The 13,529-nt window shown below is 56.9% G+C and carries 13 protein-coding genes; 2 read left to right on the plus strand and 11 right to left on the minus strand.

The genetic code is table 11. The features are described from left to right. Positions 1-293: 293 nt before the first annotated feature. The 3 genes from PU634_RS07700 to PU634_RS07710 form a co-directional block, all read right to left on the minus strand. Complete coding sequence (locus PU634_RS07700; protein ID WP_306763467.1) at positions 294-1,709, minus strand: sodium-dependent transporter; 1,416 nt, start codon at positions 1,707-1,709, stop codon at positions 294-296. Positions 1,710-1,773: 64 nt separating this feature from the next. Continuing rightward, the gene (gene proC, locus PU634_RS07705) at positions 1,774-2,619 is read right to left on the minus strand and encodes a pyrroline-5-carboxylate reductase (protein WP_306763468.1); all 846 of its coding nucleotides are present in this window, start codon (positions 2,617-2,619) and stop codon (positions 1,774-1,776) included. 11 nt (positions 2,620-2,630) lie between these two features. Continuing rightward, the gene (locus tag PU634_RS07710; protein WP_306763469.1) at positions 2,631-3,671 is read right to left on the minus strand and encodes a zinc-dependent alcohol dehydrogenase family protein; all 1,041 of its coding nucleotides are present in this window, start codon (positions 3,669-3,671) and stop codon (positions 2,631-2,633) included. A 135-nt stretch (positions 3,672-3,806) separates the two neighbouring features. Here PU634_RS07710 and PU634_RS07715 point away from each other — a divergent pair, with 135 nt between their 5' ends. Beyond that, positions 3,807-4,292, plus strand: a complete 486-nt coding sequence (locus tag PU634_RS07715) for an Lrp/AsnC family transcriptional regulator (protein ID WP_306763470.1) — start codon at positions 3,807-3,809, stop codon at positions 4,290-4,292. 257 nt (positions 4,293-4,549) lie between these two features. Then, on the plus strand, positions 4,550-5,488 hold the full coding sequence (locus PU634_RS07720; protein WP_306763471.1) for a PDC sensor domain-containing protein: 939 nt from the start codon (positions 4,550-4,552) through the stop codon (positions 5,486-5,488). 140 nt (positions 5,489-5,628) lie between these two features. On the opposite strand, the gene PU634_RS07725 is transcribed toward PU634_RS07720, so the two are convergent. The 8 genes from PU634_RS07725 to PU634_RS07760 form a co-directional block, all read right to left on the minus strand. Beyond that, complete coding sequence (locus PU634_RS07725) at positions 5,629-6,654, minus strand: methionine synthase (protein WP_306763472.1); 1,026 nt, start codon at positions 6,652-6,654, stop codon at positions 5,629-5,631. A gap of 30 nt (positions 6,655-6,684) precedes the next feature. Further along, entirely contained in the window at positions 6,685-7,665 is a 981-nt protein-coding gene (locus PU634_RS07730) for a DUF1852 domain-containing protein (RefSeq protein WP_306763473.1), read from the minus strand. Between the two features lie 324 nt (positions 7,666-7,989). After that, the gene (locus PU634_RS07735; protein ID WP_306763474.1) at positions 7,990-8,874 is read right to left on the minus strand and encodes a LysR family transcriptional regulator; all 885 of its coding nucleotides are present in this window, start codon (positions 8,872-8,874) and stop codon (positions 7,990-7,992) included. Positions 8,875-9,032: 158 nt separating this feature from the next. After that, positions 9,033-10,256, minus strand: coding sequence for an organoarsenical effux MFS transporter ArsJ (gene arsJ, locus PU634_RS07740; protein WP_306763475.1), 1,224 nt, complete (start codon positions 10,254-10,256; stop codon positions 9,033-9,035). After that, the gene (locus PU634_RS07745) at positions 10,257-11,258 is read right to left on the minus strand and encodes an ArsJ-associated glyceraldehyde-3-phosphate dehydrogenase (RefSeq protein WP_306763476.1); all 1,002 of its coding nucleotides are present in this window, start codon (positions 11,256-11,258) and stop codon (positions 10,257-10,259) included. Between the two features lie 54 nt (positions 11,259-11,312). Continuing rightward, positions 11,313-12,335 (minus strand): ACR3 family arsenite efflux transporter, encoded by a 1,023-nt coding sequence (gene arsB / locus PU634_RS07750; RefSeq protein ID WP_306763477.1) that lies wholly within the window; start codon positions 12,333-12,335, stop codon positions 11,313-11,315. A gap of 14 nt (positions 12,336-12,349) precedes the next feature. Continuing rightward, positions 12,350-12,502 carry a hypothetical protein gene (locus tag PU634_RS07755; RefSeq protein ID WP_306763478.1) on the minus strand — a complete coding sequence of 51 codons (153 nt, stop codon included), beginning with the start codon at positions 12,500-12,502 and terminating at the stop codon, positions 12,350-12,352. Next, a complete protein-coding gene (locus PU634_RS07760) occupies positions 12,492-13,286 on the minus strand; it encodes a metalloregulator ArsR/SmtB family transcription factor (RefSeq protein ID WP_306763479.1) in 795 nt (264 codons plus the stop codon). Before PU634_RS07760 ends, PU634_RS07755 begins: the two co-directional genes overlap by 11 nt. Between the last annotated feature and the right edge of the window lie 243 nt (positions 13,287-13,529).

Consider the following 13,529-nt stretch of genomic DNA (forward strand, 5'->3'; position numbering starts at 1 on the left):
TGGTATGAATGAAAATAATATTCTTTATTTCAACGGCTTGCAGATTATTTTGAGGGTGATTTTTAAATTATCAACCGGCCGGCAGTGCTTTTGACCGGCGCATAAAAAAACAGGCCCCTACCGTAGCGGGATCCTGCCTTGTTTATGTTCGGAATTCCGGGCTCAGGCACGTATTTGGGAGGCTATCTCAGACAATACCGACCTTGAACTGTCATGGAGGTAATATGATGAGGGGATATAAAGAAACGGTCTGTGGCAATACCGGGCACGTCAGTGCCCGGTTGGTTTGAGTGTTACAGCAAGTTGTAAATAAAGACGGTGATCACGGCAACCGGGGTGATGTAACGCAGCACTCCGTACCAGAGACCGAACCAGGGGCCACGCAGAGACAACTCCTCTTCCAATGCCTTACGGGACATGCGCCAGCCAACAAACACCGCAACCAGTAAGCCCCCCAGGGGCAGCATGATGTTCGAGGTCAGATAGTCGAGCAGATCAAAGAGGGTTTTGCCCTCGAAGGTGGCGAACATGTCGAGGGGAGTGAAGCCGGACCACTCGTTGAACGACAGCACGGTACCCACACCCAGCAACCAACAGCAGCCACCAGCGATAAGGGTACTGCCGAAGCGGTTCATGCCCTTTTTCTCCTCCAGCCATTCGACCACCGGCTCCAGCAGCGAAATCGCCGAAGTCAGGGCACCGAACACCAGCAGCACAAAGAACAGGGTGGCGAGCAGATTTCCGAATGGCATCTGGCCGAACGCCAGCGGCAGGGTCTGGAAGATAAGACCAGGTCCTGCACCGGGTTCCAGGCCGTTGGAAAAGACGATGGGAAAGATCGCCAGGCCGGCCAGCAGCGCCACCACGGTATCCAGCACCGATACGGTCACAGCGGTGCTGGCGATGGAAACGTCCTTCCTGAGATGGGAACCGTAGGCCACCATCACGCATTGGCTGAGGGTCAGGGTGAAAAACGCATGCCCCAGCGCCATCATCATGCCTTCTGTGGTCAGTTTGGAGAAATCTGGCCAAAACAGAAAGGCCACGGCCTCACCGAAGTGGCCGGTGGTGATGGCATAGCCCACCATGATAAACAGCAGAACGAACAGCGTCGGCATCAATATAGTTACCGCCCGCTCGATGCCGCCGCGCACACCTCGCGCCACCACCAGCATGGTCATGCCCATGAACACCGAATGCCAGAGCAACAGCTTGCCCGGGTCGGCCAGCAGCCCCGAGAAGAGGGCGCCGATTTGCTCCGCATCCTGACCGGTGAACTGACCGCTGAGCGAGGTGCCGACGTAGGACACCGCCCAGCCACCAATCACCGAGTAGAATGACAGGATCAGGAAGGCCGCCAGCACACCCATGCCCGCCATCCATGCCCAGCGGCCGGAAAGCCCACTTTGGCTGGCGAGCAGACGCACGCTGTTCACCGGACTGTGACCGCCACGACGGCCAATCAGCACTTCCGCCATCAGGATCGGAAGACCCAGCACGGCGATGCAGAGCAGATAAACCAGTACGAAGGCACCGCCGCCATTCTCGCCGGTAATGTAAGGAAACTTCCAGACATTGCCGAGGCCAACGGCGGAGCCGGTGGCAGCCATGATGAAGGCCAGACGGGATGACCAGAAACCGCGGCCGGTTATCCCCCGGGACAGGTCACCGGTGCCGGCAGCCTGGCTGGTTGTAGAAGACTGAGTCACGTTATTCTCCTCCTTGAGTTTTCATATGAACGATGTGCCGGCCAGCCGGCACCGACCAAACGCACTATCGCCTCGCCGGGTCCGAAGACATGCCCAGCTCTACCGCACGACGGTGGGCCGCCTGTACGGCATGTTCAATGAGCATGGCCAGGCCATCTTCTTGCATGCTGTTGATGGCACATTGGGTGGTGCCATTGGGTGAAGTGACGCGCGCCCTGAGTTGTGAAGGTGATGCTTCGCCCTGCGCGGCCATGTTGGCTGCCCCCCGCGCGGTTTGCAGGGTCAGTTTCAGTGCATCCTGTTCCGACAGGCCGAGCTGAGTGCCGACCCGAATCATTTCTTCCATCAGCAGGAAGAAATAGGCCGGGCCACTGCCTGAAATAGCAGTCACCGCATCAAGCTGGCTTTCCTCGCTGACCGTGACGCAGATACCAAAGGACCCCATCATTCTGGTCACCATTGAGATCTGCTCCTCAGTGGTGCAGGCATTAGAAAAAATCGCCGTTGCGCCGCAGCCAATCAGGCTCGGCGTATTTGGCATGGCGCGAATAATGGCGGTGCCGAAGCCCAGAACCTTTTCCAGTTGTGAGAGCCGAATGCCGGCAGCGATGCTGACAAACAGCTTGGCGCCACGGCTTGGCATCACCGCTATTTGGGCGGCGACGCGTTCAACCACCTGAGGCTTGACGGCAAGAACGACAACCTGCGCCTGCTCAACTGCCTCAGGGGTGGTTGGGCTGATATCAACACCGAAACGTTTGACTGCCATGGCTCGCTGTTCTTCATTCGGGTCGGCGACAATAATGGATTGAGGCGGATAGCCATGGGTAACCAGGCCATTCACCATGGCGGAGGCCATGTTACCGCCGCCAATGAAGGCAATAACCGGGTGGTCTGTATGCTGGTACATATGCTGGCCTCTTAGAATTCGGTGATCACGGTCACGCCGGAGCCTTCGAATCTGTCCATGTTCATCAATGCATCAATTGACTGCTCCAATGAAATGGTTTTGCCAATCAGCTTTTCAGGGGCGAGTTTGCCCGACTGCATCATGGCGAGCATGGCGTCATAGCGATATGCCTGCATGCCGTGGCTGCCCAGTATTTCCAGCTCGTGGGCAATGACCTTGCTCATTGGAATGGCCGGTGTACTGTGATCCGCCAGCATCAGACCCACCTGTACGTGCTTGCCCCGTTTGCGCAGGTTGCTGATGGAATTGAAACAGGTCGTGGGGTGTCCCAGCGCATCCAGGGACACATGCACCCCACCCCGGGTGATCTCGGTCACCGCCTCAGCCACATTGGCCACCCTGGTCGCGTTGACGGTAGCGACCGCCCCCAGTTTGCGGGCCAGCTCGAGTTTTTCTTCCGAGATGTCGATGGCCACCACATGGGCGCCGATGGCGTTGGCGATCATAATGGCGGACAAACCGACGCCTCCACAGCCGTGAACCGCCACCCACTGCCCCGCAGAGGTTTTACCCTGATCAACGACGGCCCGGAACGAGGTCACAAAGCGGCACCCCAGGCTGGCCGCCGTGGCAAAGTCTAGGGTTTCCGGCAACGCCACCAGGTTGATGTCGGCCTGGTGAATGCCCACATACTGGGCAAAGGAGCCCCAGTGGGTGAAGCCGGGCTGAAATTGCGTATCGCAGACCTGATGATTTCCGGAGTGACACTCGGGACAGGCGCCACAGCCGCCGACAAAAGGAACGGTAACGCGATCTCCGACCTTCCACTTTCTCACGTCCTTGCCGACCGCCTCGACAATGCCTGCCAGTTCATGTCCCGGCACATGGGGCAGCTCGATATCGGGATCATGGCCAACCCAGCCGTGCCAGTCACTCCGGCAAACGCCGGTCGCCATCACCTTGACCACAACGCCGTGCGCTTCCGGTGTTGGATCAACTACGTTTCTGATTTGTGGGGGGGTGGAAAAGCTTTCATAAACAACAGCTTTCATAAAACGCTCCTTTTTTGAAACACTATTCCAATATAAAGCAGCAGGGGTGAAGTTACCTTTCTATTTACATTGACAAAATGACAGAATTTGAAATAGCCTTTCCGTATGTATCGTTTTTTGCAAGGATTAATCGGGATGGACTCGCTTGATAAAGTGGATGCGGCAATCGCTGACAGGTTGCAGCAGGACGGAAGGCTGTCTAATGCCAAGCTGGCCGATCAGCTCGCGTTGAGTGAAGCATCGTGCTGGCGGCGTCATAAACGGCTCGAGCAGGAAGGGGTCATTGAAGGCTACCAGGCCATTCTCAACCGGCGTAAGCTGGGAGGTGGTGTACTGGCCTTTGTACAGCTAACCTGCACGCAACATAGCGAAGAGGTAACGGCAGAGTTTGAGAAGGTTATCCAGGCCTGCTCCCGCGTGCTCAGTTGCCATAACACCACCGGGGAGTCGGACTTTCTGTTGCAGGTGGTGGCCAGGGATCTGGATGATTACAGCCAATTCGTGGACAAGGTGTTGAGAAAGCTTCCTGGCGTATCGAGTATTCGCTCGAATATTTCCCTGCGGGAGATGAAATCCACAAACAGGTTACCCATTACAGAGTTGCTCTCCCCTCACCCTTGATGAGTCCGCCCTAGATTTAAACACAGGGCGGATGGATGAGTTGCCTGAGATGGAAAAGTCAAAAGCAAAATTCAATACTCAATTTAATTTTACAAAAAACTTTATGGTGTCGTCCTCTCGTAATGCTGGTCATAACCGGTAACCGCAAGGATCACAAATTTTGTTAATTTTTTGTTTCCTCTGAAGGTTTTGTAATGCTGCCAAGGTACACTGTAGTTCCGGCCATTTCATCACAAAACCCCGAGAGCCCCGTCACCGTGAGCACCCACAACCATTTCCGCCTGCTTGAACAATACCAGCAATACGAGTCCGTTATTCACAGCCTGATGGAATCGATCATGACCAGCCTGAACGGGCTGGAGCTGCTGCGAAACGACCAGGCCCAGCAGCAGACCATCAAACATCTGAGCCGTTCTTATCCCTTTGTCGAGCTGCTGTACAGCCTCGACAGCAACGGTATCCAGATCACCGACTCCGCCTACAGCCCCACGGTCAGCGAGCGCCAGCGCCGCTCTTTGGGCAAGGGCAGCGACCGCAGCCGGCGCCCCTATATGCAAGCCGCCCGGCAGAGTTCCAGTGCCATCGTGGTAACCAGCCCCTATCTGTCCAACGCCACCCACCAGCTGGCGATTTCGGTGGTACAACATCTGGTGGACGAACAGGGCCAGGATGGCGGCTACCTGGTGATCAACTTCAACCTGCGCCGCCTGATCTCCTACCTCAACGGCGATCAAATGCGCTCTCACTGCCATCATTATTTTCAGTGGTTCTACGGCCTGATCGGCGGCCTGCTGATCGTGGTGGCGGCGCTGTTGCTCTATTCGGCCCTCGAGTCGCTGTTCTCAATGTTTTACGGAAGCGGCAACATGGTCACCGGGGCCTTTGGCATCGTCATTATGATCACCCTGGGCATGTCGATTTTTGATCTGGGCAAGACCATCCTTGAGGAAGAGGTGCTGGTCAACAAAGACATACACCATCACGACTCCACCCGGCGCACCATTTCCCGGTTTATGGCGGCCATTATTATCGCCGTGTCCATTGAAGCCTTACTGCTGATGTTCAAGTCGCTTCTCGACGGTGATGGCGGCGGTCAGCTGGTCAATGCAGTGTGGATGCTGATGGCGGCGGTGGCCATGCTGGCCGGTCTGGGGGTGTATCTCCGGCTGAGCCGGGACGCTCAAACTACTTCATAATCTGAAGATGGCCTCCCCCTGCAAGCAGGGGGAGGCTTGGCCGGACCAGGTTCAGCCAGCGGTATCGCCTTAACCTGCTCGACAATATGTGCCGCGATGGGCAGGGCAGAGGTGGCCGTGACTGCCTGAGAAAAAGTGCCTTACGAGAGTTCCTTGCGCAGAATTTCTGCACCGGCGCTCAGGGCTTCCAGCTTGCCTCTGGCCACGCTACGGGCCAGGGGGGCCATGCCACAGTTGGTGCTGGGAAGGAGCTTGTCGGCATCCACAAACTGCAGGGCCTTGCGCAGGGTGTCGGCCACCTGCTCCGGGGTTTCAATGGTGTTGGTGGCCACATCAATGGCGCCGACCATCACTTTTTTACCGCGGATCAGTTCAATCAGATCCATCGGCACCCGGGAGTTCTGACATTCCAGTGACACAATATCGATATTGGACTGCTGCAGCCGCGGGAAGACTTCTTCATACTGCCGCCACTCGGAGCCAAGGGTCTTTTTCCAGTCGGTGTTGGCCTTGATGCCGTAGCCGTAGCAGATGTGTACCGCGGTTTCACACTTCAGGCCTTCAATGGCCCGCTCCAGGGCGGCAATGCCCCAGTCGTTGACCTCGTCAAAGAAGACGTTAAAGGCCGGCTCGTCAAACTGAATAATGTCCACGCCCGCCGCTTCCAGCTCTCTGGCTTCCTGATTCAGAATTCTGGCAAATTCCCAGGCCAGTTTTTCGCGGCTTTGGTAATGACCGTCGTAGAGGGTATCTATCATGGTCATGGGGCCCGGCAGCGCCCATTTAATGGGCTTGTCGGTCTGCTGACGCAGGAATTTGGCATCTTCCACAAACACCGGCTTCTGGCGGCTGACCGCGCCCACTACCGAGGGCACGCTGGCGTCGTAGCGGTTACGGATTTTAACGGTCTTGCGCTGTTCAAAATCAACACCGTCGAGATGCTCAATAAAGGTGGTTACAAAGTGCTGACGGGTTTGCTCGCCGTCACTCACAATGTCGATGCCGGCTGTTTGCTGCTCCTGCAGCGACACCCGCAGGGCATCCTGCTTGCCGTCAATCAGCTCCTGACCTTCCAGTTTCCAGGGTGACCACAGTGTTTCGGGCTGCGCCAGCCAGGACGGTTTGGGCAGGCTGCCGGCAGTGGACGTAGGGAATAACTTTTTCATGATCAATTCCGTTTCTGTTCTCGTTAATCTTCAGGCGTAATTGGCAGACCATTGCTCAAGAATGTTCTGGTAGGGTTTGATGAACACCTCTTCGGCAAATTTACCCTGCTTGATCGCCAGTTTGCTGCGCTCTTCCCGGTCATAAACAATTTTCGTCAGTGAATGATCCGGATTTTTCAGATTCGGTTTGTAATACTTACCGGCTGCCGCATTGGCATTGTAAATCTCGGGCCGGTAGATCTTCTGAAAGGTTTCCATGGTGCTGATGGTGCTGATCAGCTCCAGGTTGCTGTAGTCATTGAGCAGGTCACCAAAGAAGTAAAAGGCCAAAGGTGCAACGCTATGGGGCGGCATGAAGTAACGTACCTTCAGGCCCATCTTCTTGAAGTACTGCTCGGTCAGGGATGACTCGTTGGGCAGATATTCCACGCCCAGGATCGGGTGGTGGTTCTCGGTCTGATGATAGGTCTTGTTATCGGACACACTCAGGCAGATCACCGGCAGTTTGGTAAAGTTCTGTTTGTAGGCTTCAGAATTTACAAAGCACTGAAACAGCTTGCCGTGAAGATCACCAAAGTTTTCCGGTACACTGAAGCCGGTTTTACCCTTGTTATGCTCCAGCAGCAACACACTGAAGTCGTAATCCCGCACATAGGAGGAAAAGTTGTTGCCGACAATGCCTTCAATACGCTGTTTGGTCTTGTGATCAACAATGTTGGTTTTCAGAATTTCGATGGTAGGGAAACTCTGACTGTTACCCTCGCTGTCGATATCCATATCAACGGAAATGATTTCAAGCTCAACGGAATAACGATCCGCCTTGGGATTATCCCAGTTCGCCATGGCATTGAACCGGTTGTTAATCATGGTCAAGGCGTTGCGCAGGTTCTCCTGGCGGCTCTCGCCCCGGGCCAGGTTGGCGAAATTGGTAGTAATACGCGTACTGTCTGCCGGCTGATAGTTTTCATCGAACGCAATGCTGTTAATGGCAAATTTAAAGTCGTTATTCATAATCTCACCCCTTGTCCCGCATGAAGCCTGTCTTTGTTGGTTGCTCTTTTTGGATGTCCAGCCATCCAGAGCTAAGCGTTAGGTATGTTATACAGGGGCCATTACATGAACAAAAATGATTTTACTTCATCAATAGATGAAACTTGCTCATGATTTATCGTGTGGCAAGGCGCTGTCGGGCACAGGGGCTGGCGGATTCACGGCCCGAGAGTGAGAGAACGCTCGAGAGCCAGCGGTCTGTGTAAGGAACAGGAGACAGCCGCCGACGGTGTGACGACTGTATGATTCAGAAAGATGAGGAAGTGTGAATAAAAAACGGCGCGATTATGCGACCCGCTGCGCCTGAGCGATGAAGTCACTCAGGTAGTTAATGCGCTCTTCGCCCTTGCGCACCCCCAGAAAAATTTGTTTTTTGATCCCCTGTTCGCCGAAGCGCAGGCTTTTAATGGCCAGGGTTCTGGCGAACTCGTCCACCAGCCAGCCAGGCAGTGCACACACCCCCCTGCCGGCGGCCACCATCTGCAACATGATTTCGGTGGTTTCAATGGTTTTGTGTTTTCTGACCGTGCATTTGGCAGGGTTTAAAAACTGACTGTAGATGTCCAGCCGCTCGGGCTCTACCGGGTAACTGAACAGCACTTCATCATTGAGCTGTTCGGGCAGAACCGAGTCCTGCCTGGCCAGAGGGTGATGGGATGCCACCACCAGCCGGTGCTCATAATCGAACACGGGAATAAAGGTCAGACTGGGTTTGTAGAGGGGGTCCGGGGTGACCAGAATGTCTATCTCGTAGCTGTGCAGCGCGCCCAGGCCGCCGAACTGAAACTCCTGCTTCACGTCAATATCGACGTTGGGCCACTTCACCAGATAGGGTTCAATCACTTTCAGCAGCCATTGGTAGCAGGGGTGGCATTCCATGCCAATGCGCAGTGAGCCCATTTCACCGGTGGCGATTTGACGCAGCAAATGTTCGGTGTGTCTGAACTGGGGCAGCACTCTGTTGGCCAGGGTCAGCAGCTGCTCGCCCGCATTGGTCAGGCGCAGGGTTCTGCCCTCTTTTTGCCAGACCGGGGTCTTGATCTGGCCTTCCAGTTTTTTGATGCTGTGGCTCAGCGCAGACTGGGATAAATTCAACGACTCGGCCGCCTGGGTCAGGGTGCCCTGCTCCTTGATGGCTGCCAGCACTTCAAGGTGAAACCGCTCCAACATCTCTTTACTCCGATCTGTGGCACTGGGGAGCATGAATATAATTCATGACTTTTGGAAAATACATTAACATTTCAATGTTAATGAAGGCCGCAGGCCCCATAAAAAAACAGGATCCGGCCGTGGCGCGGATCCTGTCTGATATGCCCGTTGAGCGCGGCTCAGGGAGTCAGCCTTGGCAGCTTAAGCGAGATAACCGTGGTGACCAGCAAGAAGGCCGTGGAGATCCCCAGGCACGCCTGCAGCCCGGCACTGCCCTGCCCCGCCAGCTGAAACACCCAGCCCGACAGCAAAGTGCCGACCAGCCGCCCCATGGCGTTGGACATATAGTAAAAGCCCACATCCAGCGACACGCCGTCGTGACCGGCATACCTGACAATCAGGTAGCTGTGCAGGGACGAGTTCACGGCAAACACGGCCCCGAACAGCAACAAGCCGCCGATCAATACCCATGCCGGATCCAGCTCCAGCCACAGCCCCAAGGCGATAAGGGCGGGCAGCAGGGTCAGCACCGCGACCCAGGCCGTGGCGCTGCGGCCGTCCGGTACCCCTCCCGCTGCGCGACCGGTAATGCGGGGCGCCAGCGCCTGCACCAGCCCGTAGCCCATCACCCACAGTGCCAGAAAGCCACCGGTCTGGCTGTGATCCCAGCCCAGGGTCTGGGACAGAAACACCGGCAGGGCCACCACAAACCAGACATCCCGGGCGCCAAACAGAAACAGGCGCGCCGCAGACAGGATGTTGATGGCCCGGCTTTTGGAAAAGACGTCACGGAATTTCGGCTTGTGCTTCGCCTTGCCCAGATCCTGCTTCAGCAAGGCCAGGCTGAGCAGCCAGACCAGGGTCAGGGCAGCGGCCATGGCGCCCACGGCACCGGCAAAGCCAAGGGCCATCAGCAAGACGCCGCCCAGAAAGAAGCCGGCGCCCTTAAGGGCGTTCTTGGAGCCGGTCAGGATCGCCACCCATTTGTAGAGGGTGCCCTGAGCCTCTGCAGGCACCAGCATCTTGATGGAGCTTTTGGCGCTCATCTTGTTCAGATCCTTGGCGATACCCGACACCGCCTGGGCGGCCATCACCCAGGGCACGGTGAGCCAGGCGGGCGGCACCAGCAACATGGCCAGCGCCACCACCTGCAGGCCCAGGCCGATGTTCATGGTGCGGTTCAGCCCAAGGTGCGCCCCCAGCCAACCCCCCACCAGGTTGGTGACCACCCCGAAGATCTCGTAAAACAAAAACAGCAGGGCAATCTCCAGAGGCGCATACCCCAGACCATGAAAATGCAGCACCACCAGCATGCGCAGGGCGCCGTCGGTCAGGGTAAAGGCCCAGTAGTTGCCGGTGACAACCAGATACTGGCGAATGGCGGGGGAAAGCCGGGTCAGCATTTACGCACGCCCCACCTTCAGCGCCAGCTCGGCGGTACGATTGGCATAGCCCCATTCGTTGTCATACCAGGCGTAGAGTTTCACCTGAGTGCCGTTCACCACCATGGTAGACAGGGCGTCAATGATGCTGGAGCGGGGATCGGTCTGGTAATCCACCGACACCAGGGGCCGCTCCTCGTAACCCAGAATGCCCTTCAGCTCGCCCTCGGCCGCCGCCTGCAGCAGCGAGTTGACTTCTTCCACCGTGGTTTCCCGCGCCACCTCAAACACACAGTCGGTGATGGAGGCGTTGGTCAGGGGCACGCGAATGGCGTGGCCGTTCAGTTTGCCCTTGAGCTCGGGAAAGATATGGGTGATGGCGGTGGCGGAGCCGGTGGTGGTCGGTATCAGGCTGGTGCCACAGGAACGCGCCCGGCGCAGATCCTTGTGAGGCGCATCCAGAATGGTCTGGGTGTTGGTAATGCTGTGAATGGTGGTAATGGCGCCATGTTTAATGCCCAGCTGCTCATGGACAACCTTGACCACGGGCGCCAGGCAGTTGGTGGTACAGGAAGCTGCCGTGACAATCCGGTGCTGCGACGCGTCATAGAGATGATCGTTCACCCCCATCACGATATTCAGCACGCCCTCTTCCTTGACCGGCGCCGTGACCACCACCCGCTTCACGCCCTGATCCAGATAGGCCTGCAACACCGCCTTGCTCTTCATTTTGCCCGAGGCCTCAACCACCAGGTCGCAGCCCGACCAGTCGGTCTCGGCAATGGTCTTGTTGCGGCTCACCGCCATGGTCTGGCCGTTGATCACCATGGTCTCGCCGTCGGCCCGGGCTTCATGGTGCCAGCGCCCGTGCACCGAATCAAAGTTGAGCAGGTGCGCCAGGGTGGCCGCGTCTCCCGCCGGGTCGTTGATCTGCACAATTTCAATGTCAGACTGTTCAAACAGCACCCGCATGGTCAGACGGCCCATGCGGCCAAAACCGTTAATGCCTACTTTAATGGTCATCGTTAAGCTCCTTGAGAAAGTTCTTCAGGTGATAAAGGAATACATGAGCCTGGGTTAAACCGCCTCAAACCAGTGCCGGGTGCGGTTGGTTATGCTCACCAGAGACAACATGACCGGCACTTCCACCAGCACCCCGACTACTGTGGCCAGGGCCGCGCCCGAGTGCAGCCCGAATAATGAAATGGCCACCGCCACTGCCAGCTCGAAAAAGTTGGAGGTGCCAATCATGCAGGCCGGACCGGCCACATTATGGGGCAGGCGCAACCAGCGGGCCGCCCCGTAGGCGATGATGAAGATGCCGTAGGTCTGGATCAGCAGCGGAATGGCGATAAGGCCAATGGCTTCGGGCTGGGCCAGAATGGTTTCCGCCTGAAACCCAAACAGCAATACCACGGTCGCCAGCAGCCCCAGCACCGACCAGGGCTTGAGCAGGCGCAAAAAGTGGCTGAGGCGGGCGCCATCGTCCTTGCGCTCCAGCCGGTGGCGGGTCCAGGCGCCAGCCACCAGCGGCAGCACCACATACAGCACCACCGACAATAACAGCGTCTGCCAGGGCACCTGAATATCACTGACACCCAGCAAAAACGCGGCAATGGGCGCAAAGGCAAAAATCATGATGATGTCGTTGACCGACACCTGCACCAGGGTGTAATTGGGATCTCCCTTGGTCAGCTGGCTCCAGACAAACACCATGGCGGTGCAGGGCGCCACCCCCAGCAGGATCATGCCGGCGATGTATTCCCCGGCGGTAACCGGGTCCACCCAGCCGGCAAAGAACACACGGAAAAACAGCCAGCCCAGCGCCGCCATGGTGAACGGTTTGATCAGCCAGTTGATCACCAGAGTCAGCAGCAGCCCTTTGGGCCTGTTGCCCACCTCCCGAATGGCACTGAAGTCTATCTGTACCATCATGGGGTAGATCATCACCCAGATAAGCACCGCCACCACCAGGTTAACGTGAGCCACCTCCATGCCCGCAATGGCACCAAACACCCCGGGAGCCAGACTGCCCAACGCCACCCCCGACACAATACAAAGGGTCACCCACAGGGTCAGATAACGTTCAAAGATTCCCACCTGTCCCTGGCTCCTTAAATGGCACACTGACTGACACGTGCGGAAAGCTGCTCGGCGCTTTCCACCCGCTCGGAGTAGCGGTCTGTCAGATAATCGCTGCAGTGCGGGTCCGGTAGCAAAAACTGCTCGCCATCAAGGTTGGGCAGCTTCTTTATGTCAGTGCTCATTAATACGCTCCTCATCACAGCTATTGCCCTCAGCCGAAGGGCGGGAATTCATCTCGTTCAGGCGGGCAAGGGGTTGCTCCAGCAGCTCCGGGCTGTGCTTCAGAGTCTCTTTAAGCATGTTGCGCATCCAGTCGCTCAACAGGGGGTGAATACGATAGAACACCCATTGGCCCTGACGCCGATCCAGCAACAGGCCATGCTTGCGCAGCTGGCTCAGGTGCCGGGAGATCTTGGGTTGTGGCAATGCCAGTGCCTCCATCAACTCGCAGACACACAGCTCCCCTTCCTGCTCTATCAGCAGCAGGCTGAGCAGGCGGGTTTCATCGGCCAGGGACTTGAAGAAGGTCAGCGGCGGCAATGGCCGGATTTCGGAGTCGACCTTTTTGCTGTTCACCAGCACAAACAGCCGCAGCCGCTCGCCAATTTCCTGCATGGTGCGCGCAAACGCATTGGGATCGGGGCTGGTTTTGGGATCAGGAAAGTCCCAGGCAATCACCACGCCGCTGGAAGGCCAGTGCCGGCATTCCTGATGCGCCTTGTCGCACAGGCTGATGACATAGTCGAAATGCCGCTCCCCCAGGCTCGCGACCGATTTGGATACCAGCCCTTCGGCGTTGAGTCCGAAGCCTTTTATGGCGTCAAGGGTGCGGGGATCCACGCCGGAAGGCGCCGTACCGGCACTGAAGACCTCGAACTGATCCCCCGCCAGATGGCGCAGCAGGGCTTCCGCCATCTGCGAGCGGGCCGAGTTGGCCGTACAGACAAACAAGACTTTTTTCATCATAGGCTCCCCTGCATCTGGACCACACCTTACATTCGAATAAACATATATTCAATAAAAAGAATATTTGGTTATTCGAATGCAGCCGTGAAGATGACAAGGGCATTTGGGATGAACAAGTGGCAGTGAGGCAGGGATAAATCGAACAAGGCCCTCAAGCGGGGCCTTGATAGACCTTATCGGTCAGGCTTACCGTACGCCTTGCAGCCTTGCCCGGCCGATTTCGAGAGCCAGAGGGCGCCAGGC

This window comes from Oceanimonas pelagia (assembly GCF_030849025.1).
In the GTDB taxonomy this organism is placed as follows: domain Bacteria; phylum Pseudomonadota; class Gammaproteobacteria; order Enterobacterales; family Aeromonadaceae; genus Oceanimonas; species Oceanimonas pelagia.

Bases quoted from the DNA above. Each gene is read 5' to 3' on its own strand.
- PU634_RS07760 (WP_306763479.1), bottom strand. From the start codon at position 13,286: ATGATGAAAAAAGTCTTGTTTGTCTGTACGGCCAACTCGGCCCGCTCG.
- arsJ (WP_306763475.1), bottom strand. From the start codon at position 10,256: ATGCTGACCCGGCTTTCCCCCGCCATTCGCCAGTATCTGGTTGTCACC.
- PU634_RS07730 (WP_306763473.1), bottom strand. From the start codon at position 7,665: ATGAATAACGACTTTAAATTTGCCATTAACAGCATTGCGTTCGATGAA.
- PU634_RS07745 (WP_306763476.1), bottom strand. From the start codon at position 11,258: ATGACCATTAAAGTAGGCATTAACGGTTTTGGCCGCATGGGCCGTCTG.
- PU634_RS07735 (WP_306763474.1), bottom strand. From the start codon at position 8,874: ATGTTGGAGCGGTTTCACCTTGAAGTGCTGGCAGCCATCAAGGAGCAG.
- proC (WP_306763468.1), bottom strand. From the start codon at position 2,619: ATGTACCAGCATACAGACCACCCGGTTATTGCCTTCATTGGCGGCGGT.
- PU634_RS07725 (WP_306763472.1), bottom strand. From the start codon at position 6,654: ATGAAAAAGTTATTCCCTACGTCCACTGCCGGCAGCCTGCCCAAACCG.
- PU634_RS07755 (WP_306763478.1), bottom strand. From the start codon at position 12,502: ATGAGCACTGACATAAAGAAGCTGCCCAACCTTGATGGCGAGCAGTTT.
- PU634_RS07715 (WP_306763470.1), top strand. From the start codon at position 3,807: ATGGACTCGCTTGATAAAGTGGATGCGGCAATCGCTGACAGGTTGCAG.
- PU634_RS07710 (WP_306763469.1), bottom strand. From the start codon at position 3,671: ATGAAAGCTGTTGTTTATGAAAGCTTTTCCACCCCCCCACAAATCAGA.